This is a genomic window from Shewanella seohaensis (assembly GCF_023283775.1).
Classification (GTDB): Bacteria; Pseudomonadota; Gammaproteobacteria; order Enterobacterales; family Shewanellaceae; genus Shewanella; species Shewanella seohaensis.
The window spans coordinates 1-25,503 of the sequence record NZ_JAKILE010000023.1; the positions used below are offsets into that span (position 1 = coordinate 1).

General features: G+C 47.3%; 26 protein-coding genes. 15 read left to right on the top strand and 11 right to left on the bottom strand.

Features of this window, described 5'->3' with window-relative positions; all coding sequences use genetic code 11:
• The first annotated feature begins 139 nt into the window (after nt 1-139).
• The 3 genes from L2713_RS19730 to L2713_RS19740 all read left to right on the top strand — a co-directional run bounded on the left by L2713_RS19730 (nt 140) and on the right by L2713_RS19740 (nt 3,069).
• A complete protein-coding gene (locus tag L2713_RS19730) occupies nt 140-1,066 on the top strand; it encodes a toll/interleukin-1 receptor domain-containing protein (protein WP_248969043.1) in 927 nt (308 codons plus the stop codon).
• A 104-nt stretch (nt 1,067-1,170) separates the two neighbouring features.
• On the top strand, nt 1,171-2,262 hold the full coding sequence (locus L2713_RS19735; protein ID WP_248969044.1) for a hypothetical protein: 1,092 nt from the start codon (nt 1,171-1,173) through the stop codon (nt 2,260-2,262).
• 96 nt (nt 2,263-2,358) lie between these two features.
• Complete coding sequence (locus L2713_RS19740; protein ID WP_248969045.1) at nt 2,359-3,069, top strand: hypothetical protein; 711 nt, start codon at nt 2,359-2,361, stop codon at nt 3,067-3,069.
• 546 nt (nt 3,070-3,615) lie between these two features.
• Here the strand turns inward: L2713_RS19740 and L2713_RS19745 are convergent.
• Genes L2713_RS19745 through L2713_RS19765 form a run of 5 tightly spaced genes read right to left on the bottom strand, consistent with a single transcriptional unit; the run spans nt 3,616 to nt 8,801 of the window.
• Nucleotides 3,616-4,026 carry an ion channel gene (locus tag L2713_RS19745; RefSeq protein WP_248969046.1) on the bottom strand — a complete coding sequence of 137 codons (411 nt, stop codon included), beginning with the start codon at nt 4,024-4,026 and terminating at the stop codon, nt 3,616-3,618.
• 1 nt (nt 4,027) lies between these two features.
• Nucleotides 4,028-5,053 carry an aromatic acid exporter family protein gene (locus L2713_RS19750; protein ID WP_248969047.1) on the bottom strand — a complete coding sequence of 342 codons (1,026 nt, stop codon included), beginning with the start codon at nt 5,051-5,053 and terminating at the stop codon, nt 4,028-4,030.
• Nucleotides 5,054-5,061: 8 nt separating this feature from the next.
• Complete coding sequence (locus L2713_RS19755) at nt 5,062-6,156, bottom strand: HlyD family secretion protein (protein WP_248969048.1); 1,095 nt, start codon at nt 6,154-6,156, stop codon at nt 5,062-5,064.
• Nucleotides 6,149-7,702 (bottom strand): efflux transporter outer membrane subunit, encoded by a 1,554-nt coding sequence (locus tag L2713_RS19760; RefSeq protein ID WP_248969049.1) that lies wholly within the window; start codon nt 7,700-7,702, stop codon nt 6,149-6,151. The genes L2713_RS19755 and L2713_RS19760 overlap by 8 nt, the downstream gene beginning before the upstream one ends.
• Complete coding sequence (locus L2713_RS19765; protein WP_248969050.1) at nt 7,692-8,801, bottom strand: AI-2E family transporter; 1,110 nt, start codon at nt 8,799-8,801, stop codon at nt 7,692-7,694. Before L2713_RS19765 ends, L2713_RS19760 begins: the two co-directional genes overlap by 11 nt.
• Nucleotides 8,802-9,416: 615 nt before the next feature.
• Between L2713_RS19765 and L2713_RS19770 the strand changes: the two genes are divergently transcribed.
• Nucleotides 9,417-9,857: a hypothetical protein gene (locus tag L2713_RS19770; RefSeq protein WP_248969051.1), complete on the top strand. Its 441-nt coding sequence runs from the start codon at nt 9,417-9,419 to the stop codon at nt 9,855-9,857.
• A 300-nt stretch (nt 9,858-10,157) separates the two neighbouring features.
• Here L2713_RS19770 and ylqF read toward each other — a convergent pair whose 3' ends face one another.
• Together ylqF and L2713_RS19780 are read right to left on the bottom strand one after the other, a co-directional pair.
• Entirely contained in the window at nt 10,158-11,099 is a 942-nt protein-coding gene (gene ylqF, locus L2713_RS19775; RefSeq protein ID WP_011717324.1) for a ribosome biogenesis GTPase YlqF, read from the bottom strand.
• 148 nt (nt 11,100-11,247) lie between these two features.
• Complete coding sequence (locus L2713_RS19780) at nt 11,248-12,087, bottom strand: isopenicillin N synthase family dioxygenase (RefSeq protein ID WP_248969052.1); 840 nt, start codon at nt 12,085-12,087, stop codon at nt 11,248-11,250.
• A gap of 377 nt (nt 12,088-12,464) precedes the next feature.
• Between L2713_RS19780 and L2713_RS19785 the strand changes: the two genes are divergently transcribed.
• A complete protein-coding gene (locus L2713_RS19785; RefSeq protein ID WP_248969053.1) occupies nt 12,465-13,370 on the top strand; it encodes a bifunctional methionine sulfoxide reductase B/A protein in 906 nt (301 codons plus the stop codon).
• Nucleotides 13,371-13,455: 85 nt separating this feature from the next.
• On the opposite strand, the gene hemB is transcribed toward L2713_RS19785, so the two are convergent.
• A complete protein-coding gene (hemB, locus tag L2713_RS19790; protein ID WP_248969054.1) occupies nt 13,456-14,454 on the bottom strand; it encodes a porphobilinogen synthase in 999 nt (332 codons plus the stop codon).
• A 372-nt stretch (nt 14,455-14,826) separates the two neighbouring features.
• Between hemB and tsaB the strand changes: the two genes are divergently transcribed.
• From tsaB to rnd, 7 genes are all read left to right on the top strand, one after another.
• The gene (gene tsaB / locus L2713_RS19795; RefSeq protein ID WP_248969055.1) at nt 14,827-15,537 is read left to right on the top strand and encodes a tRNA (adenosine(37)-N6)-threonylcarbamoyltransferase complex dimerization subunit type 1 TsaB; all 711 of its coding nucleotides are present in this window, start codon (nt 14,827-14,829) and stop codon (nt 15,535-15,537) included.
• A 142-nt stretch (nt 15,538-15,679) separates the two neighbouring features.
• A complete protein-coding gene (locus tag L2713_RS19800) occupies nt 15,680-15,988 on the top strand; it encodes a hypothetical protein (RefSeq protein ID WP_248969056.1) in 309 nt (102 codons plus the stop codon).
• Nucleotides 15,981-16,688 carry a M50 family metallopeptidase gene (locus L2713_RS19805; RefSeq protein WP_248969057.1) on the top strand — a complete coding sequence of 236 codons (708 nt, stop codon included), beginning with the start codon at nt 15,981-15,983 and terminating at the stop codon, nt 16,686-16,688. Before L2713_RS19800 ends, L2713_RS19805 begins: the two co-directional genes overlap by 8 nt.
• A 130-nt stretch (nt 16,689-16,818) precedes the next feature.
• Complete coding sequence (locus tag L2713_RS19810) at nt 16,819-17,631, top strand: class I SAM-dependent methyltransferase (protein ID WP_011717317.1); 813 nt, start codon at nt 16,819-16,821, stop codon at nt 17,629-17,631.
• A 21-nt stretch (nt 17,632-17,652) separates the two neighbouring features.
• Nucleotides 17,653-18,519, top strand: a complete 867-nt coding sequence (locus L2713_RS19815; RefSeq protein ID WP_248969058.1) for an alpha/beta hydrolase — start codon at nt 17,653-17,655, stop codon at nt 18,517-18,519.
• Between the two features lie 199 nt (nt 18,520-18,718).
• Complete coding sequence (gene fadD, locus L2713_RS19820; RefSeq protein ID WP_086904114.1) at nt 18,719-20,392, top strand: long-chain-fatty-acid--CoA ligase FadD; 1,674 nt, start codon at nt 18,719-18,721, stop codon at nt 20,390-20,392.
• 71 nt (nt 20,393-20,463) lie between these two features.
• Nucleotides 20,464-21,573 (top strand): ribonuclease D, encoded by a 1,110-nt coding sequence (gene rnd / locus L2713_RS19825; protein ID WP_248969068.1) that lies wholly within the window; start codon nt 20,464-20,466, stop codon nt 21,571-21,573.
• Between the two features lie 162 nt (nt 21,574-21,735).
• On the opposite strand, the gene minE is transcribed toward rnd, so the two are convergent.
• Genes minE through minC form a run of 3 tightly spaced genes read right to left on the bottom strand, consistent with a single transcriptional unit; the run spans nt 21,736 to nt 23,498 of the window.
• Nucleotides 21,736-21,993, bottom strand: a complete 258-nt coding sequence (minE, locus tag L2713_RS19830; protein ID WP_011622938.1) for a cell division topological specificity factor MinE — start codon at nt 21,991-21,993, stop codon at nt 21,736-21,738.
• Nucleotides 21,994-21,995: 2 nt separating this feature from the next.
• Complete coding sequence (gene minD, locus L2713_RS19835; RefSeq protein ID WP_011717313.1) at nt 21,996-22,805, bottom strand: septum site-determining protein MinD; 810 nt, start codon at nt 22,803-22,805, stop codon at nt 21,996-21,998.
• Between the two features lie 27 nt (nt 22,806-22,832).
• Nucleotides 22,833-23,498: a septum site-determining protein MinC gene (gene minC / locus L2713_RS19840; RefSeq protein WP_011717312.1), complete on the bottom strand. Its 666-nt coding sequence runs from the start codon at nt 23,496-23,498 to the stop codon at nt 22,833-22,835.
• Nucleotides 23,499-23,621: 123 nt separating this feature from the next.
• On the opposite strand from minC, the gene L2713_RS19845 reads away from it, so the two are divergent.
• The 3 genes from L2713_RS19845 to L2713_RS19855 are packed head-to-tail and all read left to right on the top strand — an operon-like array spanning nt 23,622 to nt 25,424.
• On the top strand, nt 23,622-23,900 hold the full coding sequence (locus L2713_RS19845; protein ID WP_089067656.1) for a YcgL domain-containing protein: 279 nt from the start codon (nt 23,622-23,624) through the stop codon (nt 23,898-23,900).
• Nucleotides 23,901-23,924: 24 nt separating this feature from the next.
• A complete protein-coding gene (locus tag L2713_RS19850; RefSeq protein ID WP_248969059.1) occupies nt 23,925-24,926 on the top strand; it encodes a lytic murein transglycosylase in 1,002 nt (333 codons plus the stop codon).
• Between the two features lie 57 nt (nt 24,927-24,983).
• The gene (locus L2713_RS19855) at nt 24,984-25,424 is read left to right on the top strand and encodes a YcgN family cysteine cluster protein (protein ID WP_041416862.1); all 441 of its coding nucleotides are present in this window, start codon (nt 24,984-24,986) and stop codon (nt 25,422-25,424) included.
• The last annotated feature ends 79 nt before the right edge of the window (nt 25,425-25,503 follow it).

Sequence of the window (25,503 nt, forward strand, 5' to 3'; positions counted from 1 at the left end):
CATCGGGGATCAAGAGCGAGTCTCTTACAAGGAATCCGAATAGATGGCTGCAAAACCACATTTGTTATCGGTTGATTTTTCTTGCAAAAAATGGGGTGTCCATAGATGTTATGTGCTCTAGGAGTAAAATCAGACAATTATGAATGGATTGGAAAAAATTAAATTCTTAGACGATATCGGCTCAGAGCTACAATCTAGAATGACATTTTCGGATATAGATGCCTACTTCCGTGGGCATGGTGTTCCAACGCAGGATAACTACCCCCACAATAGTAAAAGATCGTACTCAAAGGACATGCTTGCTAAAGTCGATGAGGAATTGCTTTTCAAAATCGCAGGCGAGCTGGGGCTTGTTGACGTTCCAAATGGTACTGAGGTGGTCAGAGAGGTTGGTTTCTGGAAAGCAGGGCATTTCAGGTTGTTTTTGAGTCATTTAGCTTCCTTCAAAGTACAAACTTCACACCTGCAAACTGCGCTTAGAAAATATGCTATATCCAGTTTTGTCGCTCATGAAGATATTGAGCCAACAAAAGAGTGGCAAAGCGAGATAGAAGCAGGCTTAAAAACTATGGATGCGCTGGCAGCGATTCTTATGCCCGGATTTCAAGAAAGCAAGTGGTGCGATCAAGAAGTTGGAGTAGCTGTTGGCCGTGACGTTTTAATCATCCCAATCCGTAAAGGGCTAGACCCTTACGGATTTATTGGCAAGTATCAAGGAATCCAAGCTCAAGGAAAAACGATAGGTGACGTTGCCGAGGCGATATTTGAAACGCTGTTCAAGTCCCCAAAAACCAGAAATAAAATATTGATTTCACTTTCTGGTGCTCTTTCAAATGCAACCACAAGTGAGGAGGCTATAGAAAAAGTTGCTATTTTCAAGTCTCTAGAAGGGGTGCCTTCGGATATTTTGGAAAACCTTAAGCAACAAGTTTCCGATAATTCCCGACTTGTTGAGTCTAAAGAGTTCCTGGATAGCCTTAATTCGATGCTTAGCAAGTTTAATGTTCAGAAAATAGTAATAGGCAAGGCAGAGCAGGAGAAGGAGTGGGATGACATTCCATTTTAAGCCAGCACATAACAAACGCAGTCACAGCGATGGCTTTTCCGTTGCGGCTTCGCCTTCACTGCAAAGCCACGCGTGCTGCGGGCGTTATATGAAAAAGGAATGTTATGAGTAGCTGTATAGATTCGTACCTTGCAAGTGCTCTCATGGAGAGACTATTACAAGCCGTGTTATCAAATAGCTCAGCGGAAGAGATAGAGAATATATTAAATAATTTAAGGTTAATGGGTGCCGATAATATTGTTCCTTGTATGGAATGCGCCCCTTGCTATGATTTTATTTTCTACTCACGAACTATTCAAAAAGTATTTGACGGCGCTATTTCAAGAGAATCACTAAAAAATGAGTTGCATGTATGGCGAAAAACTCAACTTAGAGACGAAGCTTTAACATATATTAAACGTGGAAATAGTAGAGAGGATTTCAATAAGCGACCTTTTGATGCGTCAGGCACCAAAGTGTATTTCGACCAAAACGTTCTCTCTTTATATGCACAAGATGAAGAAATAAAATCAAAAATAGATCACTTAAAAGAAAGTGGTAAATTTATATTTTTTTATAGTCCATCTAATCTAGAAGAGATAAATAAGATTCCTTATTTAGATCAAAAGCTATTGGTTGTTTCAGCATTGTCTGAGCTTACCGGAAATATAGTGATCCTACCGGATGAAAATACAAATTCCTTCTTTATCGAAGATCCTTGCTATGGATTGAAAAGAATTGAAAATCATGAGGGCAGTACAGAGGCTCTTGAGGAATTGAAACTTGTTTCAAGTCGAGATAGGAAAATGTATTTAGAAAAGTATGATACTGCAGAGCACCGACAGGATATTGCCAACAATCAAAGTGTTTTTGAATCTCTTACTGATGAAGAGTTTGGGAAGCTTGTTTCGTTATCGCATTCCAGTCTCTACGATAAAGAATGTTTCAGTAATACCACATCAAGAGCAGAGGCATTGCACGCGGTGTATACATTATCGAGCATGCTTGATCTTCTGGGCTACAAGGTTGACACAAAAGAAAAAACACAGAAAAGTAGCTTGCATGACATTGAGCATATCATTTATGGGTTAGATGCAGACATATTTGTAACAAATGACCGCAAGCTTCAATCTCGCGCAATTCAAATATACAAATTTATGAATGTAGATACTAAAGTTGTTAACTTGGAAGAGCTACTGGCTATCAACTACAACTAATATTTATATAACAAGCGCATGTTACGGAAAAATTTACGCTTCGCTCCAATTTTCCGCAAATGCGGGCGTTAAATTGCAAAGGAAGCAGTCTCAATTATGAAGTTTCGAAAGGAATTATGGTCACTGGGAATTCTCTGGATCAAAAGAAAAATTCAAAGTCCATTTTCAAATGGTGTAACAAAGGTATTGCTATACACAGGCGCACTAATCGTAGCAACACCATTACTAGAACACCTGTTGTTTGGTGCAATTCTTAAACATTGGCTAAATATAGATCTTGGCATTGAAGTGCCAGATACTAAAGCTTACATAACCGGAACTATTCTGATGGTTTTGGGCGCTACTCATAACTTAATTTATCTGGCACTTCGAAATGAGCGAGATGTAAAAATCATTGAAGCAAAAAACTCTGTATATAGAGAGCTTTGGGGTTATTGTGATAAAGCTATAGATGATGTTGTTCGATTAGGCCACCTTTACACCACCAAGCTTTCACTTGATGATGAAAATTATGTTTCTCAAGCCGAGGATTCAGTCATTAAATATATGGAATATTTGCGCCAACATAGACCATTCCTATTTTCAGAAGAGTTTTATCAACAAGGATGTGAATTGAATAGAGCCTCTTGGTGGCAAATTAGGTGTTTTAGAGCTTGTATGCAAATGAAAGAAAAGCACCTTAAAGACGGCAACTTAGACTATGACTTTTACTTAGCAGAAAAAACAACTAATAGAGAAATGGATAATTTAACTGCTCAATACGACAATTTTTGTAACGAAATCAGGAAATACATAGAAGCAATTTAACAAGTTGCTTAATTTCGTTCCGGCCACAAAAAGCGTGGCCTCCACTGGACTGCCTACGCTTCGCTGCGGCAGCCAATTAGCAAAGCGTTAGCCATAGATATTTTTATCTGAAACAAACGCGTTTGAGTTAAGGCTTTAACTCGAAAATGTCCCCAAACGAGTTACATATTTTCTTTAAAACGTAAAGATTACGCCGCAGCTAAAAAGGTCCACCATGGTCTTCGGGAGTTGATCGTCCGCTCTATGGCGCTTTGGATTCCCATGCCATCGCGGTATTAGTGAATTGATCCACATCAAACAGGGCGGTCGAGTGTTAATCATTCGCCGATAAGTCTGCGCAAAGCCACAGTGTTAGAGCGTTCCTGAAAGTGAATGATGAACTTGAGTTCACTGTCGATTTGAGGCTCATTAAGGCGAGCTAATCAAGGGAATGCTCGTTGTTACTTTTGCGGGTGAGGGCGATACAAAGTCTCTTGCGCGCTAATAATCTTACCTAAGCACTTTAATGGGGGATGACAAAAGGGCGCTACCAAGCGCCCCTTTGTGTTATTTTTTCTGAACGTATTGCTGTAATACTGCCAGCATAGAAGCACCCGATAAACCTATCATTAGCGCGCCATTTACGGCTTCGATTGGCCCCAGTAATTTCCATTTTTCGCTCATCACAATATCGCCATAACCTAAGGTGGCGAAGTTAACTCCTGAGTGATAAATGGCATCGTGCAGATTATCGAACTCGCCTAAAAAGACAAACAAGCTGCCCCAGGTCACTATCTGTAACAGATTGCCCAGTATCACAATGGTGGTAATGCCAAATAGGCCTAAAACCCCTGCGACTAAGCTATCGCGGTCCAATACCCGCTTGTTGTAGAAACGGATACACCACATGGTGGCGAGCGATTGCAGCAACATATTGATTAGGATGATGGGTAGGCCAACCACTAATGCTGATAACATTTTATTCTCCAACCGGGGTTTCTGATGCGGGCCGACCCGCGGGCCAGCGCTGCTCGAGTACCATAAAACACAACCAACCATAGCCTGCGACTAATAAATACAGGCTGCAACGCATCGCGGCAGCTAGCCACACATCCTTACCATTCGCACTGTCGGCAATAGCAGGGCCAAATAGGATGAGGGCAGTGATCCAGCTATTGCTCCAAAACGAGGGCGGAAAGCTCGTCGGCACGACTTGAATAAGCCGTTGTGCCAGCCATATCGTCATTAGCGTCAGCAGAAGCACTAACATTAAGAGCGAGGGCCAAATACTTAACCCCATCCATAGGGCGAATGCCAACAGAGCGCCCATAAGGGTCGAGAGCACCAGTTCTTTTCCCGCTTGTTTGGCATTGAGTAACGTGCTTTGCTGCGCGAGCATCACCGTTTTCATCACGGCGGGAATGTAAAACGATGGATCGCTCAGCGCCAGTAGCCACACTGGGATAACAATAATGGTGGCGCGAAGGGCCAAGCGCTTTGGACGCTCTGGCGGTAAGAGTGTTGGTTGCTCTGCGGCGGCGATGGGCGAGGGCGGAAACAACGTGTGGGCGATGCCATTGACTAACGTGCCAATCAATACCCCAATGGCAATCAACTGGGCGATGGCCAGCGCCAATGCTTGTTCGATTAATCCCGCCACCGGGATCAGGGTAATCGCCATTGTCAGCAACATGGCTAACACGCCTTTGCCTGTGACCGACATCAGCATCAAGATATAGAGAAAGAGCACAACCAGCAGCACGGCGGCAAAGGTGTAATAGTTCAATAGCGGGACTAACAATACGCCAGCGGTCATCATGAGCGATAACATCACGCCGCCGATTATGCCCTTTTTTAAACTCAGTGCCTCGCCGGGACGACATAGGATGACCCACGCCATAATACAGCCAAGGTGCGGCATCGGCAGTGCGAGACCAAAACACACAAACACCGCAAGAGCAGTGCCAAGGCCAATTCTGAATACTGTGCTGTCGGCGTGATGCATGTCTGGCCTCAATACAGGTATGAGAAGAGACTCATGATCCGAATATAGAGGGCGCCGAGTGGGTTCATCAGGCTGTGTTCTTCGGTATACACTAAGATATCCGCCTGACCCCCCACCCGTAAGTTGGCCGCGGGTGGCATATCATCGGTAGAGAACGACACCTTGACCGGAAAGCGCTGCGCCTGTCTTAACCAATCGCGACTATTGCTGACGGTGGGGAGTGATCCAACTGCCTGTTTTTTACCATCGTCCACCCCGTAGCCGACACTGCGTATTTGTCCGCTAAAGAGCCGCCCTGGCATGCTGTCGAGTAAGATAGCGACGCGGTCACCTACTTGAATATTGCCGAGGTTGTTTTCAGTGAGATCCGCCGAAATCCACACATCGTGAATGGCGATGAGGGTCATCGCCGGGGCGCCTGCATTGATAAATTGCCCCACATCGGTATGTAAATCCGTGATAATCCCACGGCTGGGAGCAACCACATGGGTATTTTGTCTGTCGCGCTCTGCTTTATTCACTGCCGAACGGGCGCTTAACAGCTGTGAGTTATTTTCACCATTCACACCCGCGGCCTCAATGGCGCGTCTAACATCGGCTTCGGCGGCGGTGACTTGGCTGCTGGCGGTTTCCCGTGATGCCTGAGCAATTTCGAGTCGACGTACTGAAATGGCGCCTGGGTCTTGGCGATAGAGGCGCTCTTGCCGTTCGGCATCTTTTACCGAATTACTGTAAGAGGCCCGCATGGCTTGTAGTTTCGCCTTGGCCGCTTTTACGCCCTCGTTATTGGCTTTGACACTATTGAGCATGGTTTCATAATCAGATTTGGCTTTGGCGAGAGCAATATCATAGGGTTCAGGGTCGATATCGAATAAGGGAGAGCCCTCCGTCACATCCTGATTATCCTGCACATAGACCTTCAAAATCTGTCCCGTGACTTCGGCGGCTATCGGCACGACAAAGGCTTGCACCCTTGCCTGTGAGCTATAGGGCGTCATTCTGTCGGCCAACAGATACCAGATCAGTAAGATAACGATGAGTGCCAGCAGGCCAAGCGTGGCATATTTGCTGGCCTTTCCTGGTGTGGGTGTACTGTCAGTCATTCACAATTCCCTTTTGAATAGTCGTTGGTGGCTGGGGAGTTGGTGCAGTGCCGGCTTGGGGCGGGTTCGCATCCAATAGCGGCACCCATTCATCACGGGCGCGAAGCTTTTTATCTACCTCGGGGCTCACGAGTGGGCGTTGTCGGCCTTGCTCCCATCCACCTCCCAAGGCTTTGTAGAGGGTAATGAGGTTGCCGATATGGGCGCCACGACTGTTAACCAGACGTTCTTGTTGGCTGAAGAGGGCACGTTGAGAGTCGAGTACCCGTTGGAAATCCGCCATGCCTTCACGGTATTGAGTGTTGGCTATCTCAAGTGAGCGACTCGCGGCTTCACCAGTTTGTGTCAGTAAGGTGATTTCCGTCGCGCTGTTGGCATAGGCAATGGCGGCATCATCGACTTCACGCGCCGCTTTGAACACGGTTTCACGGTAGACTTCGTGTAATTGCTCAAAGCGTGCATCTTGCACCAGAATTTGATTGCTCAACCGACCGCTGTCGAGGATATTCCAGCTAATCGATGGCCCTACACCCCAAGAGAAAATACTGTGGCCGCTGCCCGTGGCATTTAATCCCAGAGTCCCAGCCAAAGTGATAGAGGGATACAAATCGCTCTCGGCAATGCCAATCTGCCCTGATTGGGTCGCAAGCTGGCGCTCGGCGGTGCGTACATCAGGGCGCCGACGTAATAAATCGGCAGGCATCTCAGTGACTAAGGTTAATTGCCCTTCTGGGATCACGCCGGTATTGCTTGCCATTTCGGCTAAGGGGCCGGGCGATCTGGCCAGCAGAGTGCTGAGGGCATTTTGGCTTTGGCGCAGATTCGTCTCTAAGGTTGGAATGGTTGAGAGCGTGCTCAAGTACTGGGTTTTGGCTTGTTGCACATCGAGCTCAGCCGTATTACCGCTGTGAAACTGGTGCTGGGTGATTTCTAAGCTGCGCTTTTGGATTTGCGCGTTCTCATGGGCAATTTGCAGCCTAGCCTCCAAGGTGCGAATGGTGACATACAGCTGTGCCACTTGGGCAATCATCAACACTTGCACATCATCGTATTGGGCGATAGTGGCAAAGTAATTGGCATCGGCAGACTCAATACTGCGCTGAAATTTACCCCAAAAATCGAGTTCCCAGCCGAGATTAAATGCCGCGCCGTAACTGCTGCCCGAGGTGCTGTTGCCGCTTTGGGTTTGTCCCGCACCGAGCCACTGGGCCGTGGCTTGGGTTAATTGGGGATTACGCAGGCTTTCGGCGATACCAAGCTGCGCTTGCGCTTCGAGTATCCGCAAACCTGCGATCCGCACATCCGGATTTTTCAGCAAGGCTTCGTCAATCAAACCGCTGAGCACGGGATCGTTAAGCTGCGACCACCATTGCTGATAATCGCTAGCTGCAGAAGCCGTGCTAAACAGCTTCGAACTGGCGCTTTGCCAGGTTTTGATTTCTGGCACGTCAGGCCGTTGATAGTCAGGGCCAAGCACAGTACAACCGCCGAGCAGAGCGCATACCCCGCCCAAGATTAAGCGGGGAACGAAATGGTCAATTGTCATCTTGCTCTCTCAACGGCTCTTCGAGACCTTCGTCCACCCATGCCATAAAGATACGGTAGCCGATCGATAAGAGTGTGGCGCCAATAAACATCCCCAGAATGCCGCTGGTGGCCATGCCGCCTAACGCGCCTATCAGTACCACAGGCATTGGGGCATCGACTCCGCGGCCCAGCAAAATTGGCTTGAGCACGTTATCCACCGCACCCGCAAGAATCAGCAACACTGTATAGATAATGCTTCCTACCGTGCCGTTATCGCCCGTCATCCAGATATAAGCTATCGCTGGAAGAGTCACTAATAGCGCGGGAACTTGTGCAATCCCTAATATCAAGACCAAGATAAAGAAGATACCCACCAAAGGGATACCCGCAAGGGTCATAACAATACCGATCAGCAATGCCTGAATAAAGGCAACACCTATAACTCCAAGCGCCACTGCACGAATGGTAGAAGAGCAGATATTGACCAATTTTGCGCCGCGTTCAGGGCCTGCTATTCGAGTGGCAATACGAGTCGAACTTTGTTCACCGGCGCGGCCATACGCCATCATGATGCCAGCGATGATGAAGGAAAACATACTCATCAACAGACTGCCACTGATGCTTGCCAATGCATGAATGACTTGCTTTGTTACTTCGCCTAAGTGCGGTTGTAAACTTTTGACTAACGAGGGTAAATCGGTCGATGCTTTCTGCCAAACATCATAAATTTTTGCTCCAACAAAGGGAATATTGGCAATGCTTTCCTTTGGTGCAGGGACTTCAAGGGTGTTTTGATTAACACTTTCTACTAGGCTGCCCATATTATCGGTCATGGAACTGACCATCATAATAGTTGGTAGCACCAGTAGCATTAATCCTAAAACAATCAATAATGTAGCAGCTCGGCCCTGCTTATCACTCAGTCGTTTAGCTATACGTTGATGAAAGGGATAAATGACCACGGCTAAAATTACGGCCCAGAGCATGATATTTAAAAATGGGGAGAAGATGGTATAGCAGAAGGATGCTAGCGCGAGGAGCATGCCAAATTTAATGAACATGTCCAAAAACTTAGTGACGATACGATTTTCAACCGCGATTAATTCGTTGTTTTCCATTCCGTTGTTACCTCAACGAGTTATAAGCCGATAACTTGAATCACCTGCATGAATACAGAACGGCAGATCCCTAATGTTACAGTGTTGGTTAGGAGGGTAACTACTTCATCGCGACAGGATAGCCGACACCTTATTTAATGTTTGAGGCATTCGCTTTCCCTGTGTTGATTCCCATTCCTGCCATTATGCATGTTACATATTAGTTCAACTTTATGAAGGATTTGGGTTTATTTCATTATTAAAGTGTGAAGGTTATAGCATTAATCAAAAGTTCACTGAGTCAGCAGATAACCGTGACCTAACGCAAGTTGCACAATAAAGGCACTCAATCGCAGGCAAGTTTTTTAACGTGGAACACGCTAATCCAAGGGTTTTTTTCGGATTAAGGCTGCGTTTTATGGTTCTACCGAGTTTGTTGGAGAGGCGCGATTAACAACATGCGTGATGTCAGACGGATAAATCGGCTGCGGATGGATGTCGCTGCTTTGGGGTATATGCCTAATTTTTTATCCCAACTATTTCCACTTTTAGTATTTCATCCCTAGGTGGTATGGGCACCAACGGGGTTTATCCGTATCTTGCCATGGACATTTGGCCCATTCTAAGGGAGGTATTATGGCCGAAATTAATGCAATATCTGAGGAAATACACAAAGAACTCGAACACTTAGCCGAAAAAGGACTCGCATTACTCAGTTTGACGGAGACGACTCCACCGCAGGAGATAGTGGCAGCCATTACGGAACTGACGCGTGACTATCGGGCAAATCAACGAATGATGGATGATGATGTACTTTACGCACTCGGTGCCTTACTTGGCTGGCAATATGTGAGAGGGCTCAACTGGCACTGGGGCTCAGTCGTGTGGGACTTTGATGAAGCCAACGGCGCCATTGGGGTATTAAATCACGATAACTCCTTGTTCAATAATCCGATTGGCTGGATGGATAATATTATGGCCTCGAAGGGTGGAGTGCCCTTTATGTTGAGTTACAACATGATAGCGGCAGGCCAAGCCCCAGTGTTCGAAGCCAATAGTGCTTCTGGTTTGTACTGATTGAATGGCCCCTAAGCATAAATGGCTTAAGGCTTATATTGTGGCTAATAGATGCTTGCCCACTTCACAGTTAATTTTTGCTGTAGATTGAGTGGGATTGCTCCAGCCAACCATGAATACGTGGGAGCAAATAAAAAGCCAGCGCTGAGATTGCGCTGGCTTATCAGTCAAGCTGAGGGCGGTGAATACATTCTGCTGTGCGATAATTCTTAATATAAATCATCACTTTTAATCTAAATCATCACTTTAATGAGTCACTTTAGCCCGCTATTAACGGGGTAAAGTGAATAAAAACAGCGCTTAAACGTTATGTCGTTTACCTGAGCGTTTCAGTTTTTCCGCTTCTAGCTTAGCGGCTTTCTCGGCAGCTTTTTCAGCCAGAATACGTTCCACTTCGGCTTTCTCGATTTCGGCCATCGCTGGGGTTTCGAGGGATAACAGGCCAATTCGACCTGAGCGGTAATCGTGTAACACGACTTCCGAGGCTTTATGCAAATCGATGCGACCACCGGGACGCAGGGCACCGCGTTTACGGCCGATTTCTTCGAGTAGGGCCATATCATCCTTAGGTAACTCGCTGATGTTATAACGCTCGCAAATTTCCTTCGGGTACGCCTTTAAGAAATAACCTGCGGCAAACAGTGCCACATCTTCGTATTCCATGGCGGTATCTTTAATGGCACCCGTGACGGCGAGGCGATAGCTACTGGCTTCGTTATCGACTTTAGGCCATAAAATCCCTGGCGTGTCCGAGAGCACAATGCCATTACGTAGGTTAATACGTTGCTGGCTTTTAGTGACGGCGGGTTCGTTACCGGTTTTGGCGATAACTCGACCGGCTAAGGTATTGATAATGGTGGACTTACCCACGTTAGGGATCCCCATAATCATAGTGCGAATGTCCTTTTCGGTCTTATCACGACTCGGCACTAACTTACGGCAAAGATCCGGCAGCATTTTCAACATACCCGGTTGCAGTGTGGTAATCGCAGTGGCTTTTACCCCTTGTTCACGCTCAAGGTATTCAATCCATTGGGCGGTGATCTCAGGATCGGCTAAGTCGGATTTATTCAGTAGCTTAATACAAGGTTTGTCGCCGCGAAGCTTTGACACCATGGGGTTTTCACTACTGTAGGGAATACGAGCGTCCAGCACCTCAATCACCAGATCGACCTGAGGCATAGCCTCTTCGATCTCTTTGCGTGCCTTGTGCATGTGCCCCGGATACCATTGAATTGCCATGATAGCGCCTTGTTCTAAATGACCTAAAGACGCTTATTCTACCTTGAAGGCGACGAATGTCATAAAAAAAGCGCCCGAAGGCGCTTTAATTGCTTAATCTTGATGCGAATTTGAGCTTATCACTCATTTCGCTAACGCGTAGTTGAAATTACAGGACGCCCAGCTCGCGCAATCTTTCCATTAAGTAGCTGTCGGCGGTGTAACGCTCAGACAGCACGACCGAAGGATTCGGGTGTAAGAATAAGGGCAGTGAAATACGCGACTTAGTCTTATCCGTGCCTTCTGGGTTAATCACGCGGTGTGAGGTCGATGGGAAGTAACCGCCCGAGGCTTCCTGCAACATATCACCAATGTTGATGATAATGTTGCCAAAATCGCTTGGCACATCTAACCAAGAGCCGTCTTTGGCTTTGACTTGCAGCCCTGGCTCGTTGGCCGCGGGCAGCACAGTGATAAGGTTAATATCTTCGTGGGCCGCAGCGCGGATAGCGCCCATTTCTTCATCGCCCGTCATCGGTGGGTAATGCAGAATGCGTAGCAGGGTTTTGTGGCTGTCGGCAATCATTTCTGGCAGCGGGATAGAGAATTTGGCTTTAACCTCGTCTGGCGAGTAGGTTTCAATCCACTCTAACAGTTCAGCGGCCAGCGCATTGGCTTTTTCATAGTAGGCCAGAATATTGACACGCAAAGAATCTGGAATACGACCCCAAGGGTACACGTGGTAATACTCTTTGATGTCTTTAACCGTGTGACCTTTTGCGGTTTCAGAAATCGACGCGGGGAAGAAGCCATCGTGGGTTTCACGATTGAACATAAATTCGTTCTTAGCGTCAGAATTGAAAAAGGCTTGCCACTCAGTGTAAATGCTTTCGACCAGCTCTTTATCGATAGGGTGGTTAGAGAGCACACCAAAGCCCGTTTCACGTAGGGATTCGACAAAGCGTTTGGCGCTATCGGCTGCGCGATAATCAATGGTTTCTAATTTCATATTGTTTCTACTTGTTATATATGGTTGTTAACCAAACACTTTCTAAGGATAAAGGTAAGGAGTCGTTGCCACTTATCTCATTATCGGTATGGTGCGCTAAGCCCTAGTGCAAAGCGGCCAAAATAGAAAGCATTTGGGTAGAGAATTGACCCGCAGCAAGTGTAGCTTTGCACTCTGCTTGGTGCAAACATTGAAAACGATAGGCGTAGAGCATTGCTGAATTTTCCTCCAGTTATTTAAGCAATGGCTCAATCAACAGGATTTTATCGACTAAAGCGGCTACTATGCCAAAAAGCCAATTCAGGCCGAGGCGCAATAAACCTGAGGAATAAACGGTCTTATGCAGGCGAATACCTTAGGAGCTAAAGGAGACTTTTATGAACAAACTGACTGATTTTGAACGCTATGTCATAGAAGAAAAGGGCACAGAACGTCCCTTTAGCGGTGAGTACTATAAACATGACGCTAAAGGCGTGTATTTGTGCAAAAAATGCCATGCACCTTTGTATCGCTCAGAAGATAAGTTTAATGCCCACTGTGGTTGGCCAGCCTTCGATGATGAAATTCCGGGTGCAGTGAGTCGTCATGTCGACGCCGATGGTCGCCGTACTGAAATCGTTTGTAGCCAGTGTGGCGGTCATTTAGGCCATGTGTTTGAAGGGGAATATTTAACGCCGAAGAATATTCGTCACTGCGTTAATTCTGTCTCCATGGTGTTTCAAGCCGCCGATGAGGTGACAACATCGACGCATAAAACGGCCTTTGCGACCTTTGGTGCGGGTTGTTTTTGGTGTGTTGAAGCGATTTTTAAGAGCCTTAAGGGCGTGCTGAATGTCAGCTCTGGTTACTCGGGCGGCGAGGCGAGCGATGCCGATTATAAGTCGGTGTGTTCGGGATTAACTGGGCATGCTGAAGTGGTGCACATCGAGTTTGACCCCGCGCAAATAAGCTTTACAACGCTGCTGCAGGTGTTATTTGAGAGTCACGATCCCACCACGCTTAATCGCCAAGGCAACGATAAAGGGCCGCAGTATCGCTCCGTCGTATTTGCCCACGATGCGGCGCAGATTGAAGAGACTAACGCCATGATTACAAAGTTAACCGAGGCAAGGGTATTTGATGCGCCGATCGTCACCCAAGTGGTGGCCTTTGAGTCTTTTTATCCCGCTGAGGATTACCACAATGATTATTTCGCCCTGCATGGCGAGCAGCCCTATTGCCAGATTGTGGTGCGGCCAAAGGTTGAAAAGGTAAGAGCCCTATTTGCCGAGCTACAAGTATAAGCTTAATGTGCGGGCAAATTGATGGATAAAAAACGCCACCGATAGGGTGGCGTTTTCGTTAATGCTTGGCTGAAAACTCAGCGAGTTAGCGGGATTGCGCTAACCACTCGGCATATTGTTTCGCGTAATAGCTGACAATTAAATCGGCGCCCGCACGCTTTAATCCGATAAAGGCTTCGGTGACGACGTCGCGCTCATCGAGGGCGCCAGCCAGAGCGGCAAACTTAATGCCGGCATATTCGCCGCCAACCTGATAAGCCGCTAAGGGAAGGTGGGTTTCCTGTCTAAGGCGACTTAACACATCCAAATAGGGCGTGCCGGGTTTGACCATCAAAATATCCGCCCCTTCCTCTTCATCGAGCAGTGCTTCGAGCAAGGCTTGGCGACCATTGGCGTAATCGAGCTGGTAGCCTTTACGGTTTCCGCTAAGTTCACAATCTACCGCGGCCCTAAAAGGCCCATAGAAGGAGGAGGCGAACTTGGCAGCGTGGGCCAAAATGGCAATGTGCTCAAAGCCTGCTTCATCCAGCCCTTGGCGGATGGCTTTAATCTGGCCGTCCATCATGGCCGATGGCGCCAGCATATCGGCTCCGGCTTTGGCGGCAGTAATGGATTGTTTGACTAAGTTAGCCACGGTTTGATCGTTACAGACTTCGTCATGGTGCAATACGCCGCAGTGTCCGTGGTCGGTATATTCACAAAAACAAATATCGGGGATCACCATCATCTCTGGTGCGGCGGTTTTGATGGTGCGGATCATTCGCGCGAGTAAGCCATTGTCATCCCAAGTGTCGCTGCCCTGTGCATCTTTGGTGTGCGAAATTCCAAAGGGCATCACATAGCGGATCCCTAGGGCGTAAAGCCTTTGGATCTCATCGGAAAGCGCACTCTCGGGCAGACGGCAGATCCCCGGCAAGGTTGAAATGGGTACGGCTTGGCTGATGTGCTCTTCGATGAAGAGTGGGTGAACCAAGTCGCTTAGGGAAATCTGGGTTTCACGCACTAGGTCACGCATGGCCTCGGTGCGGCGCAGGCGTCTTAAACGGCGAAGGGGTTTAAGGTTTGTTTTGAATGTACTGCTCATTGAATTTCCTTATTTAAAGAGTGCAAAGCATCACGCGAAGCTTCGCGTAAGTGGGAGAGAGTAAAAACGATGCTTAGGACGTGCTTGTTTTGGTGAACTTGATTAAGTGAGACAAAAGCTTCAGCACTGTTTGCTCTGACCTAAAATAGGGTAAAAGTTTCCAAGTATTTGGACAAAGGCCTAAGAGGTTGTTGAGTTAGTGATGGCGATCACAAACCGAGCGCTAAGCTAATCGATCTATTAGCCGCCGCTTTTAAGCCTTTGCTTTCGATTATTTGATGTTATCATTTGCGCCAATTTACACTTGGTATAGTGCAGGACCTAATAAGTCACTTTTCGTCTGTCCAACTATACCCACAGCGCGGTTTTTATATGACAACACCCCAAGACTCTGTTTGTATTCTCGCCCTCGACACTTGTACCGAAGCTTGTTCGGCTGCCCTGTATTATCAAGGACAGGTTTTTGCTGAGTTAGCCGATGCGCCTCGGGAGCATAGTCAGCGTTTATTGCCTATGGTGGAAGCCGTATTAAAACAAGCCAATGTCGGCTTAGATAAACTGGATGCCATTGCCTACGGCCGTGGGCCAGGCAGTTTTACGGGGATCCGTATTTGCACCAGCATGACTCAAGGTTTAGCCCTAGGGTTAGACTTACCCGTGATCGGCATTTCCACCTTAGCGGCCATGGCACAAATGGCGATTGCTGAGCACGCTGCCGAGCAAGTGCTCTGTTGTATCGATGCGCGCATGGGAGAAGTGTACTGGGGTCAATTCGTTGCCGTCGATGGCATTGCCACCTTAGTCGGTAAAGAGGTCGTGAGTGCGCCAGAGCATGTTGAACTGACATTCGATCTTAATAAAGCCATTGTCGGCTGTGGCACTGGGTTTGATGCTTATCCCGAGTTATTAGCGTTAGGCAGCGGCATTACCTCTTTAGTGGCGGTGAAGTATCCCGATGCCCGTGCCATGTTAGCGCTGGCCGAAGCGGGTATAAAAGCGGGATTAACCAGCAGTGTCGATGAACTCGAACCAGTGTACCTACGTGATACTGTGACATGGAAAAAGTTACCGGGACGTGAATAAACTGTTCATTCTTCCCCGTGATACGTTAGAATCTAAACTGTCTGCATGGGTTCTCGATGCAGACATTAATTCCTAGTTAGGCATCCGTCACAACCGCCTAACAAGGTTAACTAGGCTAATAGGATATAAACTGGGCATTTCGATGCAGGTAAATTCGCTTCAAACGAGTTTGACACAAGCGGTTGCGAGTAATCGCCCCGCAGTCATACAGGGAATGTCGCCCACTGAAGCGTCGCGCCCTGTGATTGAGCTCGATGCGGTTTCTGCCTTAGCCTTTGATGATACCGCGGAAGGTTCATCACAAAACCTACAATCCAGACTCGGTGCCCAGCTCGAATACGAACAAAGCACCCGAGGTCATCAAGGGGCTATCGCCCAATACCTTCAAACGCAACATGCCGCCAAACGTGAAGAAATTCAGCAGATGGTCGGCGTGGATATTTATGCCTGATAGTGCGCCCGTGTCTTCTCAATCCCGTTTAACTCCTCGTCTAACTGGCGGTCTTCCTAGCCGCGGTTTGTTTATCATCGAACTGATGCTGGCACTCATATTGACGCGCATTCCTTACCTTAGCGTGCCTTTTAAGTGGTTAGAGAGCTATTTTCACGAGTTGTCCCATGGGATAGCGACAGTGCTCAGTGGCGGCATAGTGAGTCATATACAACTCTTTCCCAATGGTGCGGGTTTTTGCTTTAGCCAAGGAGGCTCGCCACTGGTGATTGGATTTGCGGGCTATTTTGGCGCAGCCTGTTGGGGATACCTTATTTATCTGCTAGCAACTTGGCCTAAGGGCATTCGCCTAAGCTTTGCGTTTTTAGGCGGTTTAGTGGTGTTAAGTGGCCTGCTGTGGGGGCGGGATTTACTGACTTTAGCCATTTTAGCTTTGCTGACGATAGTGTTATTACTGCCGCTAAAACTCAGCAAAAATAAACTCCTCACGCAATTTTTACGCATTATTGGCCTGATGATCATGCTCAATGCGCTGGCAAGCCCGACGGTATTGCTCGGGCTCGAAGGGCAGGGCGATGCGGTACTGTTGGCCGAGCGTTCATGGATCCCGGCATGGATTTGGGTCGCCATTTGGCTATTTTGCAGTATCTGCGCCTTGTTCATGGCTTGGCGCCGGGTGGACTCCGCTACCTCTCGCTAATCTATGGCGGCATCCTGCCACTATGACTTCACAAATATTTACAGCCTAAATAGTCAACTTATGCGGCTAATTCTTGGATTTTTTTATATAGACTGCTAGCTTAAGTCTTCGGTATCCAAGGAGAATTATTATGAAAAAAGTCACACTCGTCGCCAGTATGCTGATTGCTGGTTTATGTTCAGGTATGGCCTATGCCGATGAAGGCTTGGATAAGGCCATTAAGAGCGAATTTCGCCAAGCGAAAAACGCCAGCCGTGATATTTACCGTCATCCCGCTGAAACCCTCACATTTTTTGGTATCACCCCGACACAAACCGTCATTGAACTCTGGCCTGGCAATGGCTGGTACACCGAAATTCTCGCCCCTTATTTAGCGCCTAAGGGGCAGTATATTGCCGCCAGTTTCGAAACGACCCCCAGCACGGACACCCCAGGTAATCGCTATCGCGCCAATGCGGGCGTGAAATTCGATACTTGGATGACGGCCAATAAAGCCTTATTCGGTAATGCAAAAATGGTGGTTCTCGACCCTCCGGCCAAGATGAATTTAGGTGCCGATGGCAGTGCGGACTTGGTATTAACCTTCCGTAACTTACATAACTGGGCCTCAAGCGATCAGCTCGAAAACGTGTTTGCCGCCTCCTATAAAGTGCTGAAAGATGGCGGTGTGTTTGGCGTGGTCGAACATAGAGCCAATAAAGGCATGAATATGAGCACGGGCTACATGGACCAAGACGAGATGATCGCGCTGGCCAAAAAAGTGGGTTTTACCTTAGCCGAAAGCTCTGAAATCAACGCCAATCCAAAAGACACTAAGGACTACGCGAAGGGAGTTTGGACGCTGCCACCTTCGTTTGCCTTAGGCGATACCGATAAGGAAAAATACCAAGCAATTGGTGAGAGCGATCGCATGACGCTTAAATTTATCAAAAAATCGCGCTAATCACCTGACATTAGAGGCAATATGTGGCAATCTTTCGCCCCCAAAAATCAAGTCGAGTTTGTGTTACCCCATATCAAGCTGAGTGGTCGATTGTGGGGAGCGAAAGATAAGCCGTTATTGCTCGCGTTGCATGGCTGGTTAGACAATGCGAACAGCTTTGAGCCTCTCGCTGAGTATTTGCCTCATTATCAAATACTTGCCATAGATTGGCCCGGTCATGGCTTTTCAGCGCATCGGCCGGGACATTATCCATTGCATTGGATTGACTATTTATACGATCTCGATGCGTTACTGGCGATGTTGCCACAAAAGCCGTTGGCCATCATAGGGCATTCGTTAGGGGGCATTATTGCCTCGGCGTATACCGCAACCTTTCCTGAAAAGGTCAACAAACTGATTTTGATTGAGGCGTTAAGCCCATTATTTGAGTCGGTGACTCAAGCGAAAACGCGACTGCGAAAGAGTTTTTATCAGCACGAGAAGTTTTTAGCCCAAAAGCATAAACAGCTAAAAGTCTACGACAACATGGACACCGCAGTAAAAGCCAGAGTGCACTTAACGGGGCTGGCCGAGCCTTGGTGCCGCTTGTTACTCGAGCGCAATATGCAACCTACCACCGATGGTGTTGCGTGGCGCAGTGATCCAAGATTAAGGCTCGACTCGCCCATGCGGCTGACCTTTGAGCAGGTCGATGCATTGATGCAGCATATTTCGGTCTCGACCTTATTAATCTGCGGTAAACAGGGCTTTAGCCAGTTGCAGGCGGCGCTGCCTAAGGCGAGGAAATGGTTCACACACTTGTCGGAACATATGCTCGAGGGCGACCATCATGTGCACATGGATAACGCCAAAGGGGTCGCGCACTTGATCCAGCAGTTTGTCGAATAATCGCTTTTGCTTACATAAAAAAGACGCTAGGTTTTTTGTTTTTTTTATGTGATGATGATCAAAATTAAAACGCCCGTATGATTTATGCGGGTCAATCAATAACAATAAAATGTAAGTCGGTATTTTAACTCGGTATTTGTCGAGTATTGACGGTAGTAGGGATACCGTGTCCGCAGTTGTGGGGATTTAGGAGAAAGTAGTGGATCAGCCTTGGATTAATCATTTGCCAAAAGATGTACCTGCTGAGATTAATGCGGATCAGTATTCATCGCTCGTCGATATGTTCGAGACGGCGGTGGCCAAATATGCGGATCAACCGGCATTTATCAACATGGGTGCCACGCTAACTTACCGTAAACTTGAAGAACGCAGCCGTGCGTTTGCCGCTTATCTGCAAAATGAATTAAAGCTACAAAAGGGTGACCGTGTCGCCCTGATGATGCCGAACCTGCTGCAATATCCCATTGCACTGTTTGGTATTTTACGTGCAGGCATGGTGGTGGTGAACGTTAACCCGCTTTACACTCCCCGCGAATTAAAGCACCAATTAGTCGACTCTGGCGCTAAGGCCATTGTGGTCGTATCAAACTTTGCCCGTACCTTGGAAGAAGTTGTCGACCAGACGCCAGTTAAAAGCGTGATTATCACCGGGCTTGGGGATCTGCTGAGCGCGCCAAAACGCACCTTAGTTAACTTTGTGGTCAAATACATCAAAAAACTGGTGCCTAAATACGACTTACCCCATGCACTTTCAATGCGCGAAACCCTCTCCAGAGGGCGCAGAATGCAGTATGTCAAACCCGTTATTACGGGCGACGACTTAGCCTTTTTGCAATACACAGGTGGAACGACTGGGGTGTCAAAGGGCGCCATGTTGACCCACAGAAACGTGGTCGCAAACGTATTACAGGCCAATGGTGCCTATTCACCGGCACTGCGTGATGGCAACGAATTTGTGGTAACAGCCTTGCCGCTTTACCATATTTTTGCCTTAACAGTGAACTGCTTATTGTTCTTACATAAGGGCAGTCAAAACTTGTTAATCACCAATCCGCGGGATATTCCAGGCTTTGTGGCCGAACTGAAAAAATATCCTTTTACGGCGCTGACTGGCGTCAATACCCTGTTTAATGCGTTGGTGAACAGCAGCGATTTTGCGGAACTGGATTTTTCTCGCCTAAAATTATCCATTGGTGGCGGGATGGCGGTACAAAAAGCCGTAGCCGATAAATGGCAAAGTATCACTAAAACCCGTTTACTCGAAGGTTACGGTTTAACCGAAGCGTCACCGCTACTAACATGCTGCCCCTATAACTTAGATGGCTACAACGGTTCTATCGGTTTCCCTGCGCCATCAACCTTAATTCAAGTGCGTGATGATGCGGGTAATGTGTTGCCACAGGGCGAGACAGGTGAGCTGTTTGGTAAAGGTCCACAGATCATGAAAGGCTACTGGCAGCGTCCAGAGGAAACAGCCAAAGTGATTGATAAAGACGGCTGGCTTGCCACCGGTGATATCGGCAATATGGATGAACAAGGTTTCTTCTATATCGTCGACCGTAAAAAAGACATGATTTTGGTTTCGGGCTTCAACGTCTTCCCCAATGAAGTCGAAGAAGTGGTTGCGTTACATCCTAAAGTGATTGAAGTGGCTGCGGTTGGCGTGCCAAATGACGCCAGCGGTGAATTAGTGAAGGTGTTTGTGGTGGCAAAAGATAAATCTTTAACCGCTGATGACATCATTAAGCATTGCCGCGCGCATTTAACGGGATATAAAGTACCGAAGCTGGTAGAATTTAGGGACGAGTTACCTAAAACCAACGTGGGTAAGATCTTGCGACGAGAACTTCGAGACGAAGTGAAGCGCGCGTAAGATTGAAGCCGGCAATGAGCCGGCTTTTGTTTTTATGGACGGTGCTTAACCCACAGGAACTGGAGAAGAATTTGTCAGTGTTTCAGTATGTGAGCGACGAAGCTAGCCTCAATGCCCTCGTCGCTCAATATCAACAGAGTCCGCTACTCGTGTTAGATACCGAGTTTGTGCGCACACGTACCTATTACGCTAAGCTTGGCCTCATTCAAGCCTATGATGGTAAAACCTTAGCCTTAATTGACCCTGTCGCGCTGCCAGATCTCAGTGCATTTTGGTCTTTGCTGGATAATCCCAACATCATCAAATTGGTGCATTCGTGCAGCGAGGATTTAGAAGTCTTCGCCCACTATGGTCAGCGTCAACCTACGCCTTTGTTCGATAGCCAAATCGCAGCCTCTTTATGTGGCATGGGCCATGGCCTAGGTTATGCCAAGTTAGTTGAAACCTGCTTAGGTGAAGTGATTGATAAAGGTGAGTCGCGCACCGACTGGATGCGCCGCCCCTTGACTGAGGCGCAGCTGAGCTACGCCGCCAACGATGTGTTGTATCTGTATCAACTCTATCCGCAACTTGCCGACAAGCTTAAGGCGCAAGATCGCTTAGGCTGGCTGTATGAAGAAGGCGAGCGAATGACAGAAGGGCGCTTAGCTGCGCCAGATATAGATACTGCGTACCTGAGAGTGAAGAATGCCTTTCAGCTCACTGAACATCAGTTGGCCTACCTTAAAGTGTTGGCTAAGTGGCGCTTAGAAAAAGCCTTAGCGCGGGATTTAGCCTTGGGTTTTGTGATTAAAGATCACGGCCTGATCGCGCTAGCGAAGAAGCAGCCTAAGAGCATGGGCGATTTGCTTAAACTGAACGATTTGACCGAGCAAGAGAAACGCATTCACGGTAAAGATATTTTACGGGTGATGCAGACCGCGGATTTAAGCAATCCACCCGAATTAGTGGATGTCTTAGCGCTCAAACCTGGCTACAAATCGGCCTTTAAGAATATTAAAACCTGCTTAACTGAACTGTGTGAGCAGCATGCCATCCCGATGGAGATGCTGGGCTCTAAACGTCATATTCATGAGTATTTACAATGGCGTTGGGATAAACAGCAGGGTGAGTTACCGACGGTCTTAAGTGGCTGGCGTGGACACATTGCCGCCGAGTCGTTGGCAAAGCTTGAAGTCTAATTTGAGGGCTGATTAATACATAATCTGCAGTAATATTGAGGTCTTGGCGCGTTGTTAAGGCCTTTCCCTCTGATATCAAGGCTTAGCTTATTTCGCCTAAGATTCGACAAACACGCAGCAGAAAGCGTCATCCCCGTGATGAGGATGACGCCAACGCTCGACTTATCTGTCAGGCAATGTGACGTTAAGTTCGAGTACCGACAGGTTATCGTCGTTCTGATCTAACTGCACAGAAACTTGATCATCAGAAATATGCACATATTTGCGGATAACGGCGATAATTTCTTGTTTCATCTGTGGAAAATAATCCGGGGTATCCCGTTGTCCACGTTGATGGGCCACAATAATTTGTAGTCGCTCTTTTGCCATTACCGCAGTGCTAGGCTTTTTCTTGCTTTTGAAATAGTCGAGTAAAGACATAATTAGCTACCAAATATCCGTTGTAAGAAACCTTTTTTCTCTTCCGTAATGAAGCGTACTGGCACATCTTCACCCAGTAAACGCGCGACTGTATCACTGTAAGCCGCACCTGCATCACTCTCTTGATCGATAATCACAGGCACACCCGAGTTAGAGGCCTTGAGTACAGATTGTGATTCAGGGATAACACCAAGTAATTCAATGGCAAGGATTTCTTTTACATCGTCAACACTTAACATTTCGCCCGATTTTACGCGACTCGGCGAATAACGAGTCAGCAGTAAGTACTCTTTTATCGGCTCTAAATTCAGTTCGGCGCGGCGTGACTTGCTCTGCAACATGCCCAGAATACGGTCAGAGTCGCGAACCGAGCTCACTTCAGGGTTGGTGGTCACAATGGCGATGTCGGCAAAGTACAGTGCCATCATTGCGCCTTGCTCGATCCCTGCGGGAGAGTCACAAATAATAAAATCAAATTCTTTCGCTAAATCATCGAGCACACGACCCACGCCTTCTTTGGTCAGTGCATCTTTATCGCGGGTTTGCGATGCAGGCAGTACAAACAGTTTTTCACAGCGTTTGTCTTTAATCAGTGCCTGATTTAAATTGGCTTCGCCGTTGATCACATTGACAAAGTCATAGACGACGCGGCGCTCGCAGCCCATGATCAAATCTAAGTTACGTAAACCAATATCGAAATCGATAACAACAGTTTTATGCCCTTGTATTGCAAGTCCAGTTGCAATCGCCGCACTGGATGTGGTTTTACCAACACCACCTTTACCTGAAGTGACAACAATAATTTGTGCCATGTTTCTCTCTATCCTTTTTTATGCCATTTAGAGGGGCAATGATTCAACGATAAGCGACTCGCCATTTAAGCGAATGCAGCCGCTTTTATCTGAGCTATGTTGTTGTAGATTTTCAGCGAGCCAATATTGCCCTGCTATTGAAACTAATTCAGCCTCGAGGGAATGGGCGATGATCACCGCGCTGCTGTCGCCGGCCGCGCCCGCCATGGCTTTTCCTCGTAATGCGCCATAAATATGAATGCTACCATCGGCGATGACTTCAGCGCCATTACCTACGGCACCAAATATGATTAAATCGCCATTTTTTGCATAGACCTGCTGGCCAGAGCGGATATTTTGCTTCAAAACCTTCGTTTGACGCGGCGCGGGAGGGGGCGTCACGCTTTGTTTGCCGGCTTTGACAATGGCAAGTCCTAAGGTTTTGGCTTGATTGCTGAGGGCGGTTGTTGCCCCAGTGATCCCCACGATAACTAACTGGCGGGAAAGTAATAACTCTTTTAAGCCATGTAAATTGAAATCGTTATCTTGGATGGCGCTGAGATTGACGACTAAAGGGGCACCCAGAAAAAATTGAGGGGCTTGTGCCAATTTGCTATCTAATTCAGCCATGACAGCATTTAAGTCGCTGCTATTGATATGAAGCACTGAAAGAGTAAAAGAAGCGCCTTTTAACTCTAAGCTAGGTTTTGACATCCCGGCACTATTCTCCAGAAATCATCAGTCGGTTCGCTGATTTTACAATTAAATTACTAGGCGACCATGTTATAGTGTGCCCCATTGACTGGCAAGTTTGAACTATTGGATATTTATACTCTTATGCTATGTGCGGTTTATAAAAGTAGTCGAAAGGCTGAAACTTATTTATTTGTGAACAAAAGGGACTGCTTTGATGATGTTCCCCAAGCGCTGTTGGATATGTTTGGCGTGCCTCAGTTAGTGATGGTGTTCCCCATTGCTAAGCGTGAATCCCTCGGTATCGCCGATATTCAAAAGGTCAGAGCAGCACTCGAGGAAAAGGGTTTTTATTTACAAATTCCGCCACCGCAGGTTAATTTATTGGCCGAACACAGAGAAAGTCTTGGGATTAAAGACTAGCCCATAAACTGCGGACAAAGGTATATGCCAAAGACCCTCCTTAAACGCGTTGCAGCATGTACATTGATTTTCTTGCCCTTGATAAGCCATAGCACGCTAGGGCAAGATGCTTCCTTCAACGATTACCTCCTTAAGCTAAAACAAGAGGCAAGTGCCCAAGGCATTAGCCAAGCGACGATCAACGCCGCTTTCCCGCAGATAAAACGCTTTAAAAAAGCCAATGTGGCCGCAGCGCCAAGCCAATCTAAAACCCTTGAAACCTATTTGCCAGAAGTCGTTCCAGAATGGAAGGTGGATACGGCGCGCGTGCTCTTTAACGAGCATGAGGTGCTATTGAGCAATATTGCTGATAAGTATCAAGTGCAGCCGCGGTTTTTAGTGGCGCTCTGGGGCTTAGTGTCTAACTTTGGTGATGCGTCGGGGGATTATCCTGTGCTGTCTGTGATGGCGTCGTTAGCCTTTACGGGCGAAGATACGGCGCGTTACCAGCGGGAGTTTATGGCTGCGCTTTCCATCATGGATAAAGAGCATCTTAAGTTTGATGATCTTAAAAGCAATGACAAAGGCTTTATGGGGCAAACCCAATTGCTACCGAGTGAATATTTAGCCTACGGCCAAGATGGCGACGGTGATGGTAAAAAAGACATTTGGCACAATGTGGCCGATGCCTTTGCCTCTGCCGCGAATCTGCTTAAGCAGCAGGGCTGGAATGGGGAGGATACCTGGGGACGTCAGGTTCAAGCACCGGCGGATCTGAAGGCCGAGTTTATCGGACTCAATCAATCCCAAACCTTGGCCAAGTGGCAACAGCTAGGTGTCAGGCGTTTCGATAATACGGATTTACCGAATCGTGAGGATATTCACGCTTCGCTTATCATGCCCGACGGTGCCAAGGGCCGAAAATATCTGGTCTATGGTAATTACCGCGCCTTAATGCACTGGCAAGCGGTGAATTATTTAGGCGAGGGCGATTATTTTGGCATCTCTGTGGTGCATTTATCGGAGAGAATTAAGACTCCCCAGTAAATTGGTGTAAAATGGCCCGCATTAAGCGGGTTTTTTATTATGAAGATAAGCGTAAACATGGCATTTTGGCAGAATAAAGCGTTAACCGAGTTGACATCGCAGGAGTGGGAGTCCCTCTGCGATGGTTGTGGTAAGTGTTGTTTAAACAAGTTGATCGATGATGAAACTGAAGAGTTGTATTACACCAATGCGGCTTGCCTATTGCTCGATCATCAAAGTGCCAGCTGCAAGCATTATAGTGACCGTTTTAGCCATGTTCCCCAATGTACAGTGATCACACCGCAAAACGTCCATGAACTGACGTGGTTACCCGATAGCTGTGCCTATCGTCGTTTAGCCGCCGGTCGAGAATTGCCAAGCTGGCATCCATTACTTACGGGGTCTAAAGAAGCTATGCACCTTGCGGGTATGTCGATTCAAGGCAAAGTGGTGGATGAGCGCAGGGTGAAAGATATTGAAGATCATATCGTGCTGTGGCCACTGAAAGATCTAGATTAACGCCATTGCAGCAGCTTTTGTCTCTAATAACTGACGTTAATAAACAAAAAGGAGCAACTAACCATTGGGTTGAGTGCTC